Consider the following 22,576-nt stretch of genomic DNA (forward strand, 5'->3'; position numbering starts at 1 on the left):
GTTTTCTATCCTCAAAATCATATTCCAGACCGATAATAGGGGAGGTAACTTGAAAACTTCCTGCACTCATTGTTATTTCATTGTCAACAATTAGAGGTACTACAGGCAAGGTACTGGCATCTGCATTTACGCTAACGTTTACTACAAGAAAGAAATATTGATTAGCAAGATTATCATCAATTAATAAATCCAGGCCTGAAAATGTAAGAGTAGAATTGCCGTTTGTTAAACTAAAACCGGAAGTAATATCAGTAGTATTGGCAAATGTTGGATCGATTGAATTATCAAGTGATTGGAATAATCTAAAATCTTGAAAGGTTGAAGAAATATCTACAGGTGTCATTAAATCTCCAGGGTTAACAAACTGGACTCGCAGCTCATTAAAGCGTGGGTCTGAACCATTATTAAATGCACTTGATAATGAGAATCCAAGAATGGCTATATTTTGCTTACCAGAAACTACAGGAATGTCATTTGCCTCAATTCCATTTGTTAATTGTGTACCCAAGGTGTTAATTACATCAACTGTGGATGATGATGCATTTCCAGCAGGTGCAATTGTTCCAGTTGGATCAAAAATGTTAAGTGTACCATTTCCAGTACTCGTATAGGTTAGCTCTGTTAAATTAAGTGTACCATCACCTATAAAGTCATCGGTAATAAGTGATATATCAATACCTGCACTTGGGGTCACCAGATTCCAGTCTCCAGAAAAATCCAAATCTAATATGGAATTAGCGTCTTGAACAAGTATTTGTGGAATATTAGCTAACGCAATATTTACACCTTCAATGGTAGCTGGACTCTCATTGAAAAAGAATTCAGTTGCAGTTACTTCAATTGCATTGTTAGCTGGGGCTGGTGCAATAAAACCGCCAAATCCATCGGGTTGTCCACCAACACCCGGGCTGGGTTGTTCAAATTGCGAACCTGACCCAGTTACAACATCGGTAATAGTGATGTTAATAGCGTCATTGTCAGTGATATTAGGACTGGTATTTTGGAAATTAGCTTTTATTAAAAAATTATTTGTTAAATCATCACCAGCGGAAAAATTCACACCAGTAAATGTGATTGAAGCAGCAGCAGGCATGTCTGAACCGTATTGGGTTCCTCCCATATCAAAAATACCAACCTTATCTAAATTTTGTGGATTTGTGATACTGATAGTAATCTCATTAATGGTAGTTGGTGCCCCATCAACATCAAACACACCTCCATTTAAAAGCGGTTGACCGTCATGTAATTGGTATGTAGCTAATGCATAACTCTCAGAATCATCAATATCGGCATTCGGTGGGAAATTGATATAAGGAATATCACCTCCACTTGAGACAAATGTTATATAAGACTCAAATGAAGATATGATATCAAAACTATTTGATACGCCTGGAGATAGTGGTGATCCATCAAATGTATTTGTTTCAATTGTAATCGTCACTCCATCACCTGATTCTGTAAATTGAAAATTGGTAGGAAATATAAAAACTCCAGAGGAAAAGGAGCCACTTGGATTGTTTGATGTAGCCAACTGAGATGTTTCCGAGGTGCTAAAGTTTGAATAGGAGCTAACAGCTTCAGTAAAGTCTAAATCTGTATTATTAAGATTATCTAGGGCTCTTACAGTAATAGCAGGAGTAAAATCCGTGTTAAGGCTGGCACCACCGATGTTATCAAAAACCAATTGTGTTCTTGTTACTTCAATCCGGTTTTCATCTGCACTCAATGAAGATGCTGGTATTGTGCCACCTGAAGTTCTACCATCAGCATTTAAAAACTGCGATGCAGTGGAAGACTCAACCACATTAGTTACACTAAATGTTATGGTCTCATTGTCATCAACTATAGCTTGATAATTTGCTCTAATTGTAAAATCAACAGAACCATTATCAGGAGCGGTCAACGAAAGGCCGCTAAATGTTACATTGTTACCAATTACCGCTTGTTCATTTGTTCCAGTAGAGGACAGAGGCGTAGTTCCTGTAGCATCATAAAGTTCAATGGTTCTAAGGTTCTCTGAATTGCTTATGTTGAAGGTTATACTTTCGATTATAGTGGCCGATCCGTCAGCATCTGATGATCCACCACCATCACGAACAGTGAACCCTTCCAAAACTATACTATTGGAATTATCTGTAATGGTTGTTCCTTGAAAATCCTGATAGGGTATGTTTGAATTATAACCTGTACCCGAGTTTGCACTAAAATTAACGTCCCTAATTATATCTGATTCGCCTGAATAGCTTATGGTAATAGCGTTAGTACTGGCAGTAATACTACCGACATTCGCATCTGTAAAGACAATTTGTGTCACATCATCGTTATCCGCTCCCGGACCTGGAGTAAAAAAGAATCCTGGATTTAATTCGACTGATCCATTATTAAATATTGCAGTTGAATTAGTAACAGGATTACCGTTAGTATTTGTCACATTTATTGGACCAATATAATCTTTATCCCGGTTTCCGAAATTATCTCTGGCAACAGCGATTGGCTGAGTAGCTAATGTTGTTCCGTATTGTGCTGTAGGGTCAGGCTGCTGTTCAAAGTTTAACGTTGAGGCAGTTATTCGAATAAAATTTTTGGTATTATCTGATACTACATTCTGGCCTGTAGCTATTGTGCTGCTTTGGGCGATGGTAGTAATATCCGATGTTGTTACTGACAATACAAGGTTCATATTGTCAACAATATTTTCCAGATTAGGACCAAAATCGTCATTCAAATCTGCATATAACCTTACTGTTATACTACCATCATCTTCAATGAACCCTATGGTTGAATTATCCGTATTTGGAATGGCACTAAATATTATGCTATTCGCTGTTGCAGACCCAAATGTAAAAATTGTAGTCGTTGGATCCGACAATACTAAATCAGTAAATGCTTCTGTCCAATTATTGGTTATTGCATTTGGCCCAGGTGCGGCAGTAATGACAAATTGCGTTATTCTAGTAGGGACACCATCATTTACAAGAGAAGGACTTGCATCATCTGTTATGATCCATTCTTTAAGAATTGCATAAGAACCAAGTACAGGAGTTATATTATTCTCTTCAATAAAACCACTGGCCATCACGGTTGTTCCGTCAGAATAACTAACTGTTACGGGGTTTGATTGGGCTGATGCTATTGAAGGGGTTGAGATATTCAATGTACCATTTCCAGATGTTTGGTAACTAAAACTACTGGAAAGAGTAAAAGAACCAGCAGAAAATGCTAATCCTAATGGACTATTATTCATTGTAATTCCTCCGGTATTAGAAAATGCTGTTATAGACTCAAAAAAGTTCACATCTCTGTTACCGACTGCGTCTTCCGCAGTAATTACTGGTGCAATTGCAAAAGTGCTAAGGACACCTATATTATTTGCTGGTTGAGTAGTCCATGTCAGGGTTGTTGCATCAATATCAATACTATTCCGACCATCAATTGAGTTAATCGTGTTAAACGCACCATCAAAACCACTACTTCCAGGCACGGAAGTAATACCGCTTGCCGCAATAAGTTCAAATACCAAATCCTGGTTATCTACACCATCAGGCATCGGTGAATGTAACCATACACGAAGTGTATAAGTTTTTTCTTCATCATCATCTACTTCGCCAAGGTCGTTATTTCCATGTGTTATACCACTGAAGATTATTCTGTCGCTTTGAATAGTAACTTGTCCACCATCATCATCGCTGTTTAAATCATTTCCTTCATCACCTTCCAATCGAGCACCAGCAATTACAGTTGTCCAGTCAGCTATAGCGTTTCCTGTCCCTTGTGTAAATACAATTTGTGTGAATTCTGTTTTTGCGTTATCTGCTATGTTATCGTCTGTAATTCCACCATCATCATGAATATTAAATCTAAAATTAGGTGAAGCTGCTATGGCTTCTGCCTGAGTATCTGTAAGCGAAGATATTGTAACTGCAGAAGAAACACTGAGTAATCTGCTAAAAGATGCTACAGGTGTAGCCTGGGTAAGTGTAGCAGGTGAATTTATTCTATAATTTACGTTTGCTCCATTGTTAGTGTAAGGGTAAATCTCAAAATCATACGATGTACCTGAGTTTAATCCGGTTACATTAAAAGTGTTTTGTCCATGAGGAACGTTAATTGCTAATTGACCGGTAGTACCAGTCGTTAAATCTAAGTCATTGTTTATAAAACTACCATCAGTTGGGTTAGGAAAGGAGCCGCTTTCTTTAACCAGAATTAAGTGTTGATATGCGATTTGGTCGGTGACCGAATTAGTCCAACTTAAACCTATCGTATTACTTGTCTGACCTGTTGAAATGAAGGATACCTGATTAATATCTTCAGATGGTTCAGGGTTGATTATTGTATACGTTTCATCTGCACCTAAAACTGCAGGATTCGTATTATCATTGCCAAGAGCATCTAAAATTGTGCCTGTTGCATTTAAATCAAGATTCAGAGTACCAGATGCGCTGGCATCATTTAGATCAAAACCATTTACAGTTACAGTATAATTTTGACCAGATCCTGTTACACCAGATACCGTAGGTGTACCAATTAGGTTGGATGCACTAATTAAAAAATCGGAAATATCAACCCCAGTAACCGTTTCGTTGAAAGCCACATTAAAGTTCACTGAACCTGCATTAATACCGGCATTGTGCGGATTGCTATTTGCAAGTGTGATTGAAGAAACGCGTGCACCACTATTATCCATCACAAACGTATTATTGTTCGTACCTGTAGGAGTGAAGTTGGTAAACGGATTGGTATTAACATCTATAATATCGGTTGCTCCATTTATCCCCAGTGTCACTGTGCCATCATAATTTGTTAGGCCACCTCCAGAAACTGTAACTCGATAGACGTTTCCACCTTGGTCTGTTACCATTTGAACGTTTCCAGCACCTGCTACAGTAAAGTCTAATTCATCAACATTAAAAACTACCTGATCAAAAGCTACATCCCATTCCACTACGTTTGCATTGGTAGGGCTCGTTGCAGGGCTTGCCCTAGTAATTGTTGAAATCCTTGGGGCCGCTCCATCGATCAAAATCCCAGAGGTTACCGGGGGAGTATAGGTAAGATCAGCAGTATTACCCGAAGCATCCTGAAGTGATCCCGTATTTTCCTGAATGGGTGATACCATTGTAATGCCGTTGTTATCCAGATTTCCTGCTGCTACAGTGTATCTGTAAGTCAAAGCGTTTGTACCTGAACCAGATAAGTAATTCGCAAATACTGTCCCTGAATTGAGAGTGATTGAAATCCGCGGAGTAGGGGTTACATTAACATTGTCATTATAATTGACCACAAAATCCAGGTTATTGCCAAGAATGTAGGTACCCGGACCGGGAGGAACAACAGAGGTGATCATAGGAATAACCCCATCAACAAGTATTCCTGTTGTTACGGGTGGCGCAAACGTGAGTAAAGCATTGTTCCCGCCCATATCAGTTATTGTCCCACCATTAGGCTGAATCGGAGAGGTTAATACAATACCATCACCATCTAAATCGGAATTACCTACCATATATCGGAATACTAAAGCGGATGACCCAGACCCGGAAAGGTAGTTCGCATATACAGTACCTGACGCTAAAGTAATTTGAATTCTTGGCGGAGCTGAAACAATTACATTCTCGTCAAAATTTACCGTGAAGTTCACATTTTGGCCATTAAGGTAGGTATTGTTAGCAGGGGCAGTAACAGAAAGAATACTTGCAGGTTTGGCATCAACAAGTATACCTGCCGTTGAGCCAACAGTATAAGTCAAATCTGCCGTGCGCCCTACATTATCAAGGATACTTCCTGTATTTAAATCGATAGATGAGGCTACTGTAATTCCATCGAGGTCTTCATCTCCAGTATTGACAGTATATCGAAATGTAAGAACAGTGGAGTTATCACCAGAGAGATAATTAGCATATACTGTTCCTCCAATATTTAATGTCAATTGGATGCGTGGCGTTCCGGTCACCTGAACCACTTCATCATACGTCACCTGAAAATCAAGATTTTGTCCATCTCCATAAGTTGTGTTTGATGGAAGTGCAAAGTTCGTAATGGTTGGATCCAGAGCGTCTACCAGCACACCTGTGGTATTAGGCAGCGCGTAGGTAAGTATGGCTGGGTTTGTGTTGGCGTCACTAATTGTTCCACCATTTGGTTGTATAGGTGAAATTAATGTAATACCATTATTATCATTTACGCCTGCAGCTACATTATATCTGAAAATAAGAGTATTGGATCCGCTTCCTGATTGATAATTAGCATTTACAGTACCACCGGTTTCCATAGTAAATTGGATTCTAGGTGTGTTTGTTACGTTCACAATTTCATCGAAGAGTACTGAAATATCTATATTATCAGACTCTTCATAAGTCATGTCAGTAACCGAAACACTTGATATAGTGGGGCGTATACCATCAACCAAAATTGCACTGGTGTTAGGCGGTGTGAACGTTAGAGGGCCAGGATTGCCTCCACTATCATTAATTGTACCTCCATTCAAATCAATCGGGGAGCTTATTGAAATGCCATTTGCATCAAGGTCATCGCCATCTACTGTATAACGAAAAGTAAGTGCTGCACCTGGGCTTCCGGAAACGTAAGTAGCATATTCTGTCCCACCTGCATCCAGTGTCACAGGTATTCTCGGCATATTCGTCACCGTCATCGCTTCATCAAAGTTGACCGTAAAATCAACATTCTGATTAAATACATATGTTCCATCCGAAGGAGCAGTTACTGAGGTTAAGGATGGCAAAACATCAATTGAAGCTGATGTGGCTGAAGTAAGACTACCAGAAGCTACAATATCAAATATTTCATTCGTGTCAAATTGCAGGTCTGTCCAGGTAAATGAGCCGGCAACAAAATCACTTGACAAATCCCCATCAAGAACGGAACTGAGTGTTCCAGTTCCTGCTCCACGCGCAATAGAAACTGTCGAAGTATTGTTTAAATCATAGTTTCCATTGGCATCTACTCCCTGAACGGTAAGGGAAAAGTCTTGATTTAAACCAACAGTTGTAGGTTGGGCAGTAATGGCGTATTGAGTTTCACTAATTATTACCGGAATTACATCACTAACAATTGGACCGCCTGTTACACTACCTGAAGTTATTCCAGTAAAGTCTGAATTTGAGATAGTTATTTCTATTGAGGCGTTGTCTATAACCATTCGTTCAGCAGCACCGATATTCGTTTTAAACCTAAATCTGAATTCAAAAATGTCCGTCTGATTAGCTTGTACATCTCCAGCCTGATTATTAGCGCTGTTTAATGTAAATGAAATGTCAGTATTATTAGTGCCACTAAATCCAGTACTGATGTCAGTATCCTGATTTGAAGCATTATCATCTCTTTCAGTATGCAATTCAACATCTTCAAGCACATTAGCCCAATCAATACCAACATCAGTCAGATGAATGGTTAGTCCCGTGAATTTAACCCTGGTGGCTCCGGCTGCCATAGTAAAATCGTAAGCTACAATAGTTTGTTGTTGTGGAGCAGAGGGTGAACTATGGGTAGTCTGCAACGGATTAACATCACCGGCTGATGTGCCGGTTGTCAATGTACCTTGAGCAAAGGAAAAATTTACTCCAATCAATGTTAGTATAAAAAGGGTAATTATTTTAGTACCTAAAGTATTGGTTACGTATTTAATTTTTCCTCTTAAATGATAGAGTATAACTTGCATAAAGCCTTTCATTTCTTTCACAATAAAATCATCAAACTATAGAATGAAGAGAGTAAATTAATGTACGTTACCCTCCCTGTCAGTTTTTATAAGTATAAGCGTATTAATACCTCCAAATTCTGTACTACCAAGAATAATAAATCCACCATCGGGTGATTGCATGATGATATTTGCTTCTTCGTCATTTTGATCACCGTAGAATTGATACCACTGCACTATCCCTTGGGAATTGATTTTAACTAAAATAATATCACTACCGCCATCGGAATTTGATTCAGATGATCCACCGATAAGGTAACCACCATCATTGGTTTGTTCTATGGAAAATCCCTCTTCATCACCATCTAAAATCAGACCTCCTGGTAATTCATTAAAAACAATTGGTTCGTTTGTAAAGGGCACTCCGTCACTATTAACTAATGAAATAAAGATGTCGCCACCGTCATCGGGGTTTCTTGTACCCACTAATGCAAATCCACTAGATGTTTTGGTGATGAAACTAGTGGCATATGATATTGAATTTGATTCATTAACAATAAATGGACTAGATAATGGAATTGGTTGACATGATGGTACCTTTACCAGTTTACCATTCTGACGGCTCGATGTTGTTTGAAAACCGGTTAAACCAAATACAACTTCATCGTTTGAATTTGTAAAAGTTGATTTCAGTAATTGTGGATCAGATACTGCAGAAGCATAGCGGAAAGAGCATTCCGGCTGTAACTCCAAATTACTGCTAAAGGTGCCTACCCATAAATTGTTGTTTGGAGAACCAATTAGGCCAGTAGCCTTAATTTCACCTTGAGAGTTTAGTGCCAGACCTACCCCTGCAATCGGAGTATCTCCGTTATCAATCATAAATTCTGTAGAATTTACTTGCGTACCAGATTGATCAATTTCCAAGATGAGTACACTTTTTTGGTTGTCCGAGTTTATACTTTCACCAATTAGTAAGTAACCATCGCCATTAGCATTGGAAATGATTGAGCCACCTTTATAACTTATCTCAGATTCAGATGTATCATCAGGGTACCTGTTTTCCCATATCAAATTGCCCAGTCGATCTAGCGCCAGCACTTTTATTTTGTAAGTTGTCTCATCCACTATAATTTCCTGTGTTGCCAGTATAATTATACTACCATCCGCATGGAGCAGCATATCATTCGGTTCTTCATTATTTTGACTACCGTAAAGTTTTATGTAAGTCTCTGATTCACCCGGTCCTGCATCCATTTCATCGTTACATGAAGTAAAAAGGAATGAAACGATTAGAAATAAGGTGTTGGCTATATGTAAGCTCTTTTTCATTTAGTCAACTTTTTAGGAACATATTGAGGAATAAGAATGCCGATAAAAGCGGTAAGGGAATGTGTATTAATATCATTCGCTCCCCAACCAAAAAAGGTTGTTAACCGACCATTATCATAATGGCGATCTGTAATATCTAAAAAACCGTAGCTATATCTAACACCTGCGGTGAAATACATTAGCCCTAGTGCTTTTTTGATTCCGAATTCTATATCTGCTGTGGGATTAAATTGATTACGGATTTCTGCGTCTATTAAATCTTCGCTTGCTCCGTCCGGTGAAGCACCTGCACTATTACTTACATCAAAGGTGAGCGCACTACTTAAAATGTAGCGACCGGTAACTCCGAGTCCCACATAAGGGTTTAATTTTTCAAATTTATTTTTTCTGATTGCCTCTTTTTCCGGAAATAACCTAAATTGAGCCATTAGAGACATACCCGCAGAGTTTTGCGTTTCAGAAGCAGTAGAATTAACGATATCAATATTGGTATCTGTTCGCCTAAAGGTTGAAAATGAATGGTCAAAGGTATTAATAATGTATTGCAGGTCAGAACGTAGAGTAATCCTGCTTCCAAACCTTTTTTCGATTAATAGCCCCACCACAAAACCTAGTTGGTTAGAATATGAAGCATTTGAATTATTAAGATCATGCACGCCATGGGCTTCTATTACATTCACAAATGAAGTATTAAATCCACCTCTGAAACCCCAGAAGAAGATAGGATCGTGTCTGAAGGTGTTATAAAGATTAATTAATTCTGCCGGGTCTGCTTGTTGGTTTATTTCAAAGCCATGATTATCACGAAGTAATTCCAGCATAGCATCATCGGCTTTTACAGTTTCATCAAGATAAATATGAGCAAGAATTAAAAGACGGTAAGCCTCGGTTCGTTCATCATCCGTAAATCCATTATCGATACAATCAGAAAGCAGCTGCTCCAATTCATGAATTCTTCCTTCATCAAAAACTGTACGTGCTTGTCTCAGTGTTTGTGTACAAGCAGTTTGCGCCTTAGTTTCAAAGGCGCAAAAAGTAACACTTACTATTATTAAAAGGACATAAAAAGCCTTATTTACCTTTTGCATGTTGTTCACACGTTTTTTCGTAATCTATATTGTCTGCAACATAAATATCCCATTCGTCCTGAGTCATGTTTTCATCGATTTTTCCACAGATTTTATCTGCCATCACTTCAATATCGGTTGGCCATGCCCGCACAATTTCTTCTTTTGTTCCGGCTAATACTTGTGAATTGTCAGGACTAAAAGCTACAGTAAATACCCAATCTGGGTGATCATCTAATTTTATTGGTTGGGCTGTATAATTACTTCTATTCCAGAGTCTTACAGTTTTATCTCTTGATGCCGAAGCCAAAAATCTTCCATCAGAACTAAACTTCAAGTCCTCGATAGGAGAACTATGGCCTACCAATCGGGTAGGAGATGTGGTGCCGAAAAGTTTAAATACTTTAATTAGTCCACGCTCATCACCCAATCCAATTACATTATCATTGCTAATGGCAATATTCAAGACTTTTGTTCCATTATCATAGATTACTGACTCAGCATAATTCTTATTTCCGTCATAGAGGTATATCTTACCATTATTTCCGGCTCCGACAATGTATTTTCCATCATTAGACAGCGCAATGTCATTTAACCTTACCGAAGTAGCGGCTACTTGCGAAACATTATTGAAGTCTGATCTTTTAATTGATTTACCATCGTTATCAAGCGTAAAGAAAGCACGATCATCCGGTGTGATGATAACATTCCATACTTCTTTTTCAAAACCGCTTATAGTACGTTTTTGATTGTTATTCACATCAAAAATCTCTACATAAGTAGTACCTGCAACTTGAGGAAACTCACCACCAGCAACTAGTTTTGAGTTGTCTGATGAAACATCTATGGATCTTATAAGGTGATATAGCCTTGAGTTAATGATAGTATCAGCAACCCTGTGCTCACCTTTTAAGGACCACTTCAGAATTTTTCCCTGAGTATCTGCCGAGAAAATGTTATTTCCAGTTGTGGAGGAAGCCACAGCTCTGATACCTTTTTCATGACCACCTAAGCTTTCAACAAGCGGGTCTCCAAGCTCCTTTATCGCATAATAAAGTCCATTAAAAATATCATTATCATATTGATCACCTCCATTTTCTGAGTTAAAAATATAGGCTTGTTGCGCTAATAATCCTTTTAGAGTAGCTTGTTCATTACGCAACTGTGTAGATTTAATAGCCATTGATTTGCCTATAGCGAGCATTCTTAATTTATCGGCTGCTTCTTTGGCTTTTTGAGCTGCTTCTTTTTGAGTGTCAGCTATCTTCCTCTGTTCTTCAGCAGCTTTTTGTGCTATTCTTGCTTTTTCAGCACTCTCTTTCGCAGCTTCTTCTCCCTGCTCAGCTCTTAACTTTTGTCTTTCCGCTTCAGATAATGCAGCGATTGCTTTTTTCTCTGATTCACGTGCAGCAGCCTCAGCTTTTATGGCGTCTGCTTCTCTTTGGATTGCTATTTCTCTTTGTTTTTCAGCAGCTGCTCTTTGTGCTTCGGCTTCGGCAGCATTTTTTTCTGCCAATTTAGCATTATCTACAGCTTCTACTCTAGCTTTATCGGCAATAGTTTTTTGATAAAAAGCATATACTAAGAAACCTAAGGATATAACCGTAGCAGCAGCTAAAACTAAAGCAACAATACGCGCATTTCTCAGCCTTCTCTTAGCCTGAAGTTCTTTAATTCGTTGCTCGGTCTCAAACTCTTTCTTAGAATACTCTAAGAATATCATTGTTCGCTCAAAAGCCGGATGGTATCGCTGTCCCCAAACCAGGGTAGGGCGGTGCTTGGCCTGCCAGTTGAGTGCTAGTTGTAAATCGGGCGGTCTCCAAAGGCCGGCTTTACCTACCTGGTACATAGCAGCTGCTTCTGATAGTCGTAGATACATTTGAACGGCATCCGCTTCATCATCCACCCAGTTCTTTAACCTCACCCAAATCCTCATTAAACTTTCATGAGAGATATCTATCATTGATTTCGCATTGAGCGGAACATGATAGGCAGGTGTTAATAATGACCTACTAGGGTCTCTGAATTTATCTATTACTTCTATTACTTCTTCCTCAGATACATCGGCAATGGCCGCTATTTCACCCAAACGTGTAGGGCGCCTGATTCCGAAGTTTTCACCTCTTTTTTCAGTAATTGCTTTGAATATGGACTCACAAATGAGCTTTTGATCATCGGTTAATTCATCATAAGCCTCATTCGCATGCATTGATAAGGCTTCGGACATAGTACCAATGGCCTCGTAATGCTTAATGTCTAACGGTTCGTCTTGTCTATCCCTATATTTAGACCAATAGCCCCATGTACGCATTAATGCGTGTTGAAGAATTGGCAATTGATCGGTGCTATCGCCCAAATCGTTCAGTAGTTGTTGTACTAAACGCTGAGCTATTTGAGCATCGCCCACAGCTACAGGTCCTTCAACGGCTCTTCTTTTCTGATCCCGAGTCATTTGAGGAATCAGATAGTGGCTATCGTTAATCTTTTTAGTTAGATCAGGGAATTGAGCGCAATCTCCGATAAAGTCGGAACGCATAGTGATGGCTACATAAATAGGCACATCTGAATAGTTAATTGCCTCTATCAGTAAATTTACAAATGCCAATGTTTCATTTACTGCGGTAGAGTCGTCACTATCTTTAAACCTGAAAAGCTCTTCAAACTGATCGACAAGTATAAGGTAGTTTTTATCTGTTGATCTTCTGGATTGTAAAACGGCTTCCACCAAGCCAAGAGAACTACTTCTTAATAATGTATTTATAATCGTTTTCTTGATCTTTTTCTCTTCCTCATCGGCTGCGATATAGGCCGGATCTCTCGACACGATTGATTCAGCAAGGTTTTCTATTGGCCCTGCGCCTGGTCTGGTAACAACAACCTCCCAATCGGGGCTGGTATCGGTTAAGAAACCTCCATATAAAATAGGTAATACGCCACAATAGATAAATGATGATTTACCACTTCCCGAAGGGCCAATTACTCCAACAAATCGATGTTTCGATAGTTTTAAAAGAACCTCATCACTTTGCCCTTCCCGACCAAAGAATAGATGACTTTCTTCAATCTTAAATGGCCGTAAACCTGGAAATGGGTTATCGACTACTTTTTTGTCATTAGATGACGATGAGGGCGATATATCTTCTAGTATTTCACTCATGGCTGTACTAGTTTAGTTCTTCTAAAAACCCCTTAAGTCCGGCAATGGCTTCTTTTTCATTCCCGTCTATTAGGGTAACGTTATAATTTTTATAGGCACTAATATCCAGCTTGTCTTCACGGCTGCTTACAATGGCCTTTCCTTTTATCGGTTTTCTCCGGCCAAACCCTGGTGCTTTTAACAGGTCTAAAAGCTTCATTCTTACCCATTGGTTATTTACTTTACCTTGATAAATAATTGCTGCATCAAAGCTTCGTAAATTATTAATATGATCTTGTCTGAGTTCGAGTAGTTCACCCTGAAAACTTGGCGTTAGCACTTTATAACCAGCCTTTTCAATTTCTTTTTTGAGCGGCCCGACTTCTTTTTCGTCAATTTTATCGTGCAGAACGTAGATTAGTGGTTTTCCATTTTTTTCAGGAGCAACTGATTTGCCCATTCGTTTATCAATTCCAACTTCAATTAACTCCTCCCTGATAATGTTTTTAAAATCTTCGAGAGCAGTCTGGAGTATCTCAGTACCTTCAGAGGATGAGAGATCTCGTTTCACGTTTTCTATAAAAGCCAATTGTTTTTCACTTGCATGATTCAATTGGTTGGAAATCCAAATAAGCCTGGAGAATTTACTTTTATCTTTTAAACTGGTACTTCTTTCTGCGGCAATTTGATTCTGAATATCCACAACAGATTTATCAGAGCCTGAAGGAATATCACCATAAGAGCTACCAATTAAGTGAATGGAAAGAGAACACTCCTCTAGCTCCTTATTAACAACTTTTTTTAATTCATCAACCTCTTGAGGCAATGTATGATCAGGCAATACTTTGTAGCCATGCCGTTGAAGCTCTCGCTTAATAATATTTCTTTGAATGGAGAGGTCGTACCCTGTTTCAGCCAGATATATAGACCTTCGTTCAAAAATATGCTTCACTTCGGAGGCTCTGTCCAGCTCATTTAATACAATCAAACTCTCATGAATGTCATACGCCAGGTCTACCATCTTCATCCAAAAACTTCTTTCCGCTTCCGGGCTAAAGAAATCTACAAAATCATCGATTTCACCCGTTTCTGAATCTATTTCAAAAAGGTCGTATCCTAAAAGCAATTTAAGTTTCGCTGGTTGTTCCTCTAAAGCAACAGGCTTTTTATTTACTTTAAATACCCTTTCAACATTTGATTTGCCAACGCTTTTAAAGAAAGATTCTAACGTGTCTAGAGTTTCTCCTGATTCTATGAAAGCGGGGGATAGGATGGGCACTAGTGTGGCCACCTTTTTTAAATTGGCACCAGTAATACTATCATGCTCAGATTTGAGCATGATATTGGGTTTTTTACCCAACACCTGAACCAACATTAACTCTAAAAACTTTTTAAAGTTATTAACCCAGCCTAAATCTGCGTCAGTTTGCTGGTTATCATCGTTCGAATAAATGATTAATACATCAATGTCAAAAGCCATATAAACTAGTTTAATCTGCTACTTCCGAGCCTTTTGTTTTGGTAATATTTTTAATGAAACCTTGAGCCAATTCATGATGGTTGGCCATCACGTTATAAAAATCATAGACAGAGCAATGAAATACCACTGAATTACCAAACGCCTCTATTTCATTCACTTCCAAACTACTATCCAGGTTAAATATCTTGCCATAGACTTCACCCTTTTTTAGTCTTTTTACCTCTTTTCCATCCTTTTTGAGAAATACTTCGCCATCTGCTACTACATATATTCTTTCTTCTTCCTCAGTTTGAGGCACAATTAAACGCTCACCCGCATGAAGGTTAATGTTTTCCATTTTATCAACCACATCGCACAGCAACAGCCCCTTTATATTTTTGAAATAGTTTACTGATTTTAAATACATAACCATTTCAACTGACATGAAATAGCCATCGGTTAAACCCTCTTGAAGCTTGTTTTTTTCAACTGTATCATACAGGTATTTTCTGGCTTCTGGCTGCAACCTTTCTGAGATTCTTTTTAGGGCTTCCGGGTCTTTATAATACATTACCCATGCTGCTACTTCTTGTAAAAGCCTGTCGTTATTAAATAGCTGGGCTATTAAACCTCTACTGGCTCTAAACTCATCGACAAATGCAAGGCAATGGATAGTACATGCTTTGGTCCATCTGTTTACCTGGTTGTAATTCTTATTAAGCAGGTAATTTAAAACTTGTATAAGATTGTAATTTTCTCTCGGGAAATAACCCTGAAGCTGGACAATTTTTTCATTAATAGGAATGTCGTCCATTAAGGGAAAAAGCTTTGGCTTCAACTCCTGGGAAACAAACAAGTCGCAAAGCTCAATAGCGAATGCAATACCTTCAGATGTATTAGATTCAATGTTTTCGCGTACAAGTTGAACGGATTGTGGATCGTACAAAATAGACATGTACATATAGATGGTGTCATAATTTGTATCTATTTCCTCTTTAATGGCATCACGCAAAAACTTGAATTGTTCTTGCTTTGGTATTTCTGTAAGAGCAGCTAAATTCCAAAGCACTTTGCCCATTTCATTTTCCAGGAGGTTAGTAAGCACAGTTACCTGTCTTTCTGTAGCCTGATAATTAAAATATCTAAATGAATTAAGGATTTGATGTACAATTCTTCTGTCAGGATGCTCTATTTTGTTCCAAAGTAATTCTACTGCACGTTCGCCACCAATTCGCCCGATTATTTGAACGATCTTCAGTTTACCGTGGTCAGACTGCCCACTTTTATGAAATGCTGACTCCAATGTAAACAACGCAGCTTCCCCAGCTTCCACTAAAGCTGCTGTGGCCGCATTGCTAAAGGTGGGAGAGTTCAATAATTCAACCAGAATGCCCCAAGTTTCAGGTCTTTTTACCTTCCTTGCAGTAATAATCGCCTCCATTTTTACTCTTGGATCGATATCGCGAAGTAACTCTAAGAGAATAAATATATTTTGAGGGGTAATTAATCTTCGGAGCAATTTAGCCGCCAAGATTCTATCATCACTTTTTATTGATTTACTTAGTTTACCAATTTTATCTGCTGGCACAGAGATTAAATCACTCGACTCACTTTCCTGAGCTGCTTTTTTGGCTAGCTGGCTTAATTCCGTGTTTTTATCAAATTCAATATCTAATTTCTTAATTCGTTCTTTTGCATAATTTTTTACCTTGGGCGAATCATTGTCTAACATTTTCACAATGGAGGATTCAAATATTGCAGGTTCTATTTTTTCCATCAATCGCAAGCCGTAAATAATTTTCTCATCGGCATCGCTTTCTATCTCATTTTCAAGTACAGTATTTACAGCATATTGCTGATCCATTCCACTATCCGCTGTTTCCTTATTTTTGATGAGTGTTGATTGCAGTGTACTGCGATAATTATTATGCATTTTTTTGGTCACGAAATACCAAAGCAGCAATACAGGTAGGGTAAACACAGAAATATTGATCAATGTAAATACTTCTACTTTGTTAATCAATATGATTAACGCACCGGCAATTAAACCAGCAAATGCCGTTACCACACCTTCAATTTTTGTTTGTACGTCAAACCGTATCGTACTATCAACTGGAAGGAAGTATAATTTGAATGCAGGCCCATCTAACGCATCTTTTAATGATGAGATGAATAGTTTGCTCATAGAGATGGCAATAAAAAAGAAGATGATAGCATCCCCAGCCTCTTTAGAATAGCCAAACGAGTATCCTATAGGAATGGCTATGGAAGTAAATATTGCTAATAGAATAGGATTGACCAGTAGTGAAACCTTTAAGCCATAAAGTGCAATAATTTTATCTGTAATGAACGTTTGGAATAAAAAACTAAAAATTACTACAGTACCCTCAAACAAACTCAAAAATTTGGCTAATTCATTTGGCTCAAACCTGGCTTTTGTCACGTTATAAAAAGAATAGTCCACGAAATTTATGGCCACCATGGAGATGACTACAAACAAGGCCATTAATGCGATATATGGGTTTTGAATTAGTTTACCATAAGAAATACTATAAGTGGGTGTGCCTTCCCTTTTTTGAAACAGGTTACTCCGGGTGATATAAAGGAACATCAAAAAGTTACCTATAACGGCAATTAAGCTCATAAAAAGCAAGTCTTGCTCAGCGATGTAGTTAACGATTATAGGAATGGAGAAAAGCGCTATGATAGAAGCAATTAACTGACCCGTATCTATACCACCAATTATTCGTTTCGCCTGTCTTAAATTGAACATTCTTCCAAATGCGCCCCAAAATACGAGTAGCACAATGAAGTTGGCGGGTACGATAAATGAAAACGCAAAGAAATAAATTGGTAGTGGGTCAGACATGTTTCTGAATGCGAATTCAATACCCAATAATACTAATGTGATAGCAAGCAAGGAGCCTAACCCCAATGTTTTAAAACTTACCCTGTTTTGAAAGAAATTATAGAGTGCAGTAAAAATAACCCCCAGAATACCGCCAAAAAGTATTGCCAAGGGTAACTGTTCTTCAATTTGGCCTTCTTCAAGATTATTAAGAAAAAGAGCTGAGGCGCCTACATCTAATGTGGCTAGAAATACGCCAATAAAAAACCCCATACCCAGCAGCGCGAAAACACGAGTAGACTCGTCCTCATTAACGTTAAGTACGTTGAGAAAGGTTTGCTTGATATTCATGCGGCTTCAATAATCCGGTCAAGTTATGTAATATCTGAGGATTTTCTAAGATATTTAATAAAAGAATATTCCTCCAAAACAGCTTATATTTTCAATTTAGTTAATTTTTGAGTTTTTCAAAACCAGTTTTCAGATGTAAGTCTTGTTGTGGAAAAGGAATTTCTACACCATTTTCATGAAATTTTTCAAAGATTGAATAATACAATTGGCTTTTGAGGATGTTTGGCCTACTTGTATACTCCGTAGTCCAAACACGTAAAAAGAAGTTAAGGGAGGAGTCTCCAAATTCATCAAAAAGCACGTCTGGCTCAGGAGTACTGAGCACCCCTGGGTTTTCTTTTGCAACCTCTAAGAGCAATGCTTTAATCTTCTTAGGGTTTTCTTTATACGCTACACCAACTGGGAAGCGAAAGCTTACATTTCTATCATTATGACTCCAGTTAATAACAGTAGAACTTATGAATTCTGAGTTTGGCACAATAACCGAAATATTATCATTGGTGAGGACTGTTGTTGCCCGAGCGGAAATTTTGGTAACATCACCTTTAATAGTTGCAACTTCAATTCTATCGCCAACTTTAATTGGCTGCTCAAAAAGAATGATAACACCTGAAATAAAGTTGTTTGTGATGTTTTGCAAACCAAATCCTATACCAACACCAAGTGCACCGGCCAATATGCTTAAGGTACTTAGGTCAATTCCAGCGGTTTGAACAATTACCATTAGCCCAATTACCAGAATAATATATTTGATAATTGTAGATATTGTGTGCACCGTTGATTCACTGGCCGAATATCTTCTCAATACAGAGCGACCAATAAACCTGCTTAACTTATTGGAGATGTAAATGAGACCTACTACAGACACCAGCAAATAGGCGATTGTGATAAGTGTAATATCTGACTTGCCTAATGAAAAGAGTTTGGTTGTAAAGAAGTACCCAAATTCTTCAAAGAATTCTATTACACTCCTGAGTACATCTTTAAATGTTTCCATAGTTCAAATCTTAACAATTCAATTAAGATATTAAAATTTCAAGTATTCGTAATTAAGAAATGCTTAATTTAGAGGTTAAAATGATAATTTTGACCAATTTTTAATATAAACTCTATTGGTTAAATGGTTAATCATGTCAATAAAAATTGAAACAATGAGAACATTAGACTACTTCAGGGTAAGTGCGTTATTACTCGGAATTTTTTTGGTAGCTCAGGTTAACGCTCAAAATACGAGCAAAATAATCTATAATGCTGACAAGTACTACAACATCAGAAACTATGACGAAGCTCTGAAATTATATCTTAAAGCTATCGAAGATGGCGTAAAAGATGATCCGTTAGTTTATTATAATACAGGAGTTTGTTACAGTGAATCTAGAAATATCAATGAGCAGGTAAAAGCAATTCCTTATTTGGAGAAGGCCATTAATTTAGGTGTAGATAGGTTACCACCTATGGCTTATGAGAAACTTGCCACTGCATACCATAGAGATGAACAAATAGAAAAGTCTATTGAGTATTATCAGAAATACAAAAACTCGTTAGATAAAAACCAAACTTCAGAGATGAGGAAAGTGGAGCGATCGCTTGAAATCTCCAATAATGCGCTACTGCTGATAAGTAGCCCAAGGGAAATAACTATCAACAATTTTGGTGCGGTAATTAACTCTGAATATACAGAATATAATCCCGTTGTTTCAGCAGATGAAAGCGTTATGGCCTATACGGCTCTCAGACCTAACAATGGAAAAACCAGATCTAACGAAGACTTTATTGAGGAGATCTATATTTCTTATAATACTTCTGGTGTTTGGTCTGAACCTAAGAAAATTGAAATAACCTCAGACTATAATGTGGGTACTGCCGGTCTTTCTGCCGATGGTCAGACAATGCTTATTTTTATTGGCGGGCCAAATGGTTCTGGGAATCTCTATTCAATCGACAAATCAGGTACGGATTGGTCAGTGCCTGTAACGCTTGGAAATCAAATTAACTCCAGATTTTTAGAAAGTACCGCAAGTATTACACCAGATGGAAAAAGAATGTATTTCGCCAGTAATCGTTCAGGGGGTTATGGTGGCATGGATATTTATGTGGTTGATAAATTGGAATCGGGAGCCTGGGGTGAGCCAAGGAACCTTGGTCCGACTGTAAATACTAAATACAATGAAGATGCACCTTTCATTCATCCAGATCAGTGGACGTTGTTTTTTACTTCTGACGGTCATAACACAATAGGGGGAAGGGATATATTCGTTACAAGACTTTTTAATGACGAGTGGACCAACCCTGAAAACATGGGTTACCCAATTAATACTACTTCAGATGACAACTACTTCACCTTAACAGCTGATGGTAGAAAAGGGTATTTTTCTTCTAACAGAAAAGGTGGAAATGGAGGGCAGGATATCTACACAATAGATATGCCGGAAGAAGAGGCTAATGTGCCACTTACCATGATAAAAGGTAGAATACTGGATGGTGAAACAGGCAAAGCGCTACCAACCCATATTTATATGATAGATGTGGAATCAGGGAAAAAGCTGGATTTTGTTTACCAGCCTGACCCTGTAACTGGTAACTATCTTATTATATTACCGCCAGCCAAAAATTATGATATGATTATTGAGTCGGATGGATTTTTACCATATACCTTAAATATCAATATTCCGGGGCAGACCTACTTTTATGAATTGTACCAGGAGATCTATCTAAAAACCATCAAGCAGTTTGATGTGGTGGTAGGACAGTCTGTAGAAGTGAAAAACGCATTTTATGATACACATGAAGATGCGGTGAATAGTATCAGGAGAGCGCATGAATCGAAGCTAATTAAAAATGATAGCATCGATGTTTATGATTTGATGACTGATTTAATGGCAGCAAATGATGAAGAGGCTATTGGTTATTTAACTGATCTAATTTATGAGACCCACTCAATAGACGACATTGTTTTTAGTAACAATGAGGCTTTGGAGCAAGCTACAAGGGTTTATTACTATGATGAAAGTGATGAAAGTAAGTTCGAGAAAAAAGTAATTGATGGCAATGAAATTTTCTCACTACCCACCATGTATGTAACAGAAGAAGCTGAACGTCAGAAGAATATGCCAAAGGAAGTGGCTAAAAATTATGATGCCAATCTTCTTGATAAAGTGGTGAAATGCTATTTCAGTGTAGGTAAAAGTGATCTTCAAGACAAATATTATGATGATCTAAATGATGTAATTGCTAAGCTTAAATCCAATCCAGAATTAGGCGTTCAAATTTCAGGCTATGCATCTGCTGAGGGAGATGATGAATTAAATAAGAAATTATCAAACGAACGAGCTATTGCTGTTTTAGATTTCATTAACCAAAAAGGTGAAATTGTAAGGAGAAGGATTATTGCCAAGGCTTATGGAGCAACCGAGGGTAAGGGAAACCCACAAGAAGCAAGGAGGGTGGAAGTGCAACTTGTAGACCTTAGAACTACTGGAAGAAGTCTGCCTTAAGGCAATAGTAAAGAAGAATCACCATAACTTAAAAAGCGGTAGTCATTGGCTAGCGCTTTTTTATATACTTCTCGCCAGTTATCGCCAATAAAGGCAGCTACCAGCAGAATCAAAGTAGATCCTGGTAAATGATAGTTAGTGATTAATCCATCACAAATCTGAAATTGATAGCCCGGAACGATGAAAATCTCCGTATTTCCAGTAATTCTGTCTAACCCCTCACTATCCATATAATTTAAAACAAGCTTTAGGCACTCTTTTCTGGTGGGTAGTACATCTTTCTCATGTTCATAAGGGAAGAGCTTTTCAATTTTAAACAGTTGATCGCCTTGGGCTAACTTAACACCATACCAATAAAGGCTTTCAAGCGTGCGCATAGAAGTTGTACCTACTGAAATGATTTTTTCTTTCTGAATGATTGTCTTTATAAACTCTTTGGTAATCACAATTTGCTCAGAGTGCATATTATGATCCAATGCGTTGGCAGTTTTTACTGGCTGAAAAGTACCTGCGCTCACATGAAGTGTCACATAATCATTCGAAACAGCTTTTTCTTGCATTGCAGTCATTACCAAATCATCGAAATGAAGCCCTGCAGTAGGTGCTGCCACGGCACCTTCAAACTTTGAATAAATGGTTTGATACCTTTCCTGATCTTCAAAAGTAACTTCCCTGTTGATATATGGCGGAAGTGGTATTTGACCCGCAGCAGTTACTACATGAACAAACTCCATATCATTATCCCAAACCAGTTCAATAATTTGGTTTTCTCTATCTACCAGACGAGCAGTTATACTAGTATCAGATGTGAGGGATTTACTCAGCACCTGGCCATCTTTCCATTTTTTTTGATTACCAATTAAGCACTTCCATGTAGCCTTATTTTTGACCAACATAGCAGAAGCTATTTCGTTTGTTGGTGCAATAGGTTCAAGCAAAAAAATCTCAATGAGTGCGCCCGTATCTTTAGTAAAAAACAACCTGGCAGGGATTACGCGTGTATCGTTGAAAACTAGGTGGGAGCCGGGAGGCAGATGGTCTGTTAATGACTTGAAAACAGAATGAGAAATAGTGCCTTTGTTGCAAACCAGTAATTTGGAATCTGACCGATTAGACAGTGGTTCTTTTGCGATTCTACTTTCTGGAAGATCATAGCTATATTCCTGAAGATCAATACTGCTTGGTAGATTTTTCATGGACAGCAAATATAGGTTCGTATATTTGATTAACTCGAA

General features: G+C 38.1%; 9 protein-coding genes. 1 reads left to right on the top strand and 8 read right to left on the bottom strand.

Annotated elements, in window-relative coordinates:
- The 7 genes from RLO81_RS09925 to RLO81_RS09955 form a co-directional block, all read right to left on the bottom strand.
- Nucleotides 1-7,675, bottom strand: a 7,675-nt coding sequence (locus RLO81_RS09925; RefSeq protein WP_350110816.1) for a beta strand repeat-containing protein, incomplete at its 3' end; no start/stop codon positions are given.
- A 57-nt stretch (nucleotides 7,676-7,732) separates the two neighbouring features.
- A complete protein-coding gene (locus RLO81_RS09930; protein WP_350110819.1) occupies nucleotides 7,733-8,986 on the bottom strand; it encodes a hypothetical protein in 1,254 nt (417 codons plus the stop codon).
- Nucleotides 8,983-10,074, bottom strand: coding sequence for an outer membrane beta-barrel protein (locus tag RLO81_RS09935; protein WP_350110821.1), 1,092 nt, complete (start codon nucleotides 10,072-10,074; stop codon nucleotides 8,983-8,985). Before RLO81_RS09935 ends, RLO81_RS09930 begins: the two co-directional genes overlap by 4 nt.
- On the bottom strand, nucleotides 10,058-13,210 hold the full coding sequence (locus RLO81_RS09940) for an nSTAND1 domain-containing NTPase (protein ID WP_350110824.1): 3,153 nt from the start codon (nucleotides 13,208-13,210) through the stop codon (nucleotides 10,058-10,060). Before RLO81_RS09940 ends, RLO81_RS09935 begins: the two co-directional genes overlap by 17 nt.
- A gap of 7 nt (nucleotides 13,211-13,217) precedes the next feature.
- A complete protein-coding gene (locus RLO81_RS09945) occupies nucleotides 13,218-14,669 on the bottom strand; it encodes a DUF4062 domain-containing protein (RefSeq protein WP_350110827.1) in 1,452 nt (483 codons plus the stop codon).
- Between the two features lie 10 nt (nucleotides 14,670-14,679).
- Entirely contained in the window at nucleotides 14,680-17,847 is a 3,168-nt protein-coding gene (locus RLO81_RS09950; protein WP_350110830.1) for a hypothetical protein, read from the bottom strand.
- A 100-nt stretch (nucleotides 17,848-17,947) separates the two neighbouring features.
- On the bottom strand, nucleotides 17,948-18,844 hold the full coding sequence (locus RLO81_RS09955) for a mechanosensitive ion channel family protein (RefSeq protein ID WP_350110833.1): 897 nt from the start codon (nucleotides 18,842-18,844) through the stop codon (nucleotides 17,948-17,950).
- A gap of 133 nt (nucleotides 18,845-18,977) precedes the next feature.
- Between RLO81_RS09955 and RLO81_RS09960 the strand changes: the two genes are divergently transcribed.
- Nucleotides 18,978-21,341 (top strand): OmpA family protein, encoded by a 2,364-nt coding sequence (locus RLO81_RS09960; RefSeq protein ID WP_350110836.1) that lies wholly within the window; start codon nucleotides 18,978-18,980, stop codon nucleotides 21,339-21,341.
- On the opposite strand, the gene RLO81_RS09965 is transcribed toward RLO81_RS09960, so the two are convergent.
- Nucleotides 21,338-22,537 carry an S-adenosylmethionine:tRNA ribosyltransferase-isomerase gene (locus tag RLO81_RS09965; protein WP_350110839.1) on the bottom strand — a complete coding sequence of 400 codons (1,200 nt, stop codon included), beginning with the start codon at nucleotides 22,535-22,537 and terminating at the stop codon, nucleotides 21,338-21,340. The two genes, RLO81_RS09960 and RLO81_RS09965, sit on opposite strands and share 4 nt — an antisense overlap.
- Nucleotides 22,538-22,576: the final 39 nt, after the last annotated feature.

The organism is Fulvivirga sp., from assembly GCF_040220315.1.
GTDB lineage: Bacteria > Bacteroidota > Bacteroidia > Cytophagales > Cyclobacteriaceae > Fulvivirga.

What these genes read in the sequence shown, in the direction of transcription:
- RLO81_RS09930 (WP_350110819.1), bottom strand. Translation starts at nt 8,986, where the DNA reads ATGAAAAAGAGCTTACATATAGCCAACACCTTATTTCTAATCGTTTCA.
- RLO81_RS09935 (WP_350110821.1), bottom strand. Translation starts at nt 10,074, where the DNA reads ATGCAAAAGGTAAATAAGGCTTTTTATGTCCTTTTAATAATAGTAAGT.
- RLO81_RS09940 (WP_350110824.1), bottom strand. Translation starts at nt 13,210, where the DNA reads ATGAGTGAAATACTAGAAGATATATCGCCCTCATCGTCATCTAATGAC.
- RLO81_RS09945 (WP_350110827.1), bottom strand. Translation starts at nt 14,669, where the DNA reads ATGGCTTTTGACATTGATGTATTAATCATTTATTCGAACGATGATAAC.
- RLO81_RS09950 (WP_350110830.1), bottom strand. Translation starts at nt 17,847, where the DNA reads ATGAATATCAAGCAAACCTTTCTCAACGTACTTAACGTTAATGAGGAC.
- RLO81_RS09955 (WP_350110833.1), bottom strand. Translation starts at nt 18,844, where the DNA reads ATGGAAACATTTAAAGATGTACTCAGGAGTGTAATAGAATTCTTTGAA.
- RLO81_RS09960 (WP_350110836.1), top strand. Translation starts at nt 18,978, where the DNA reads ATGTCAATAAAAATTGAAACAATGAGAACATTAGACTACTTCAGGGTA.
- RLO81_RS09965 (WP_350110839.1), bottom strand. Translation starts at nt 22,537, where the DNA reads ATGAAAAATCTACCAAGCAGTATTGATCTTCAGGAATATAGCTATGAT.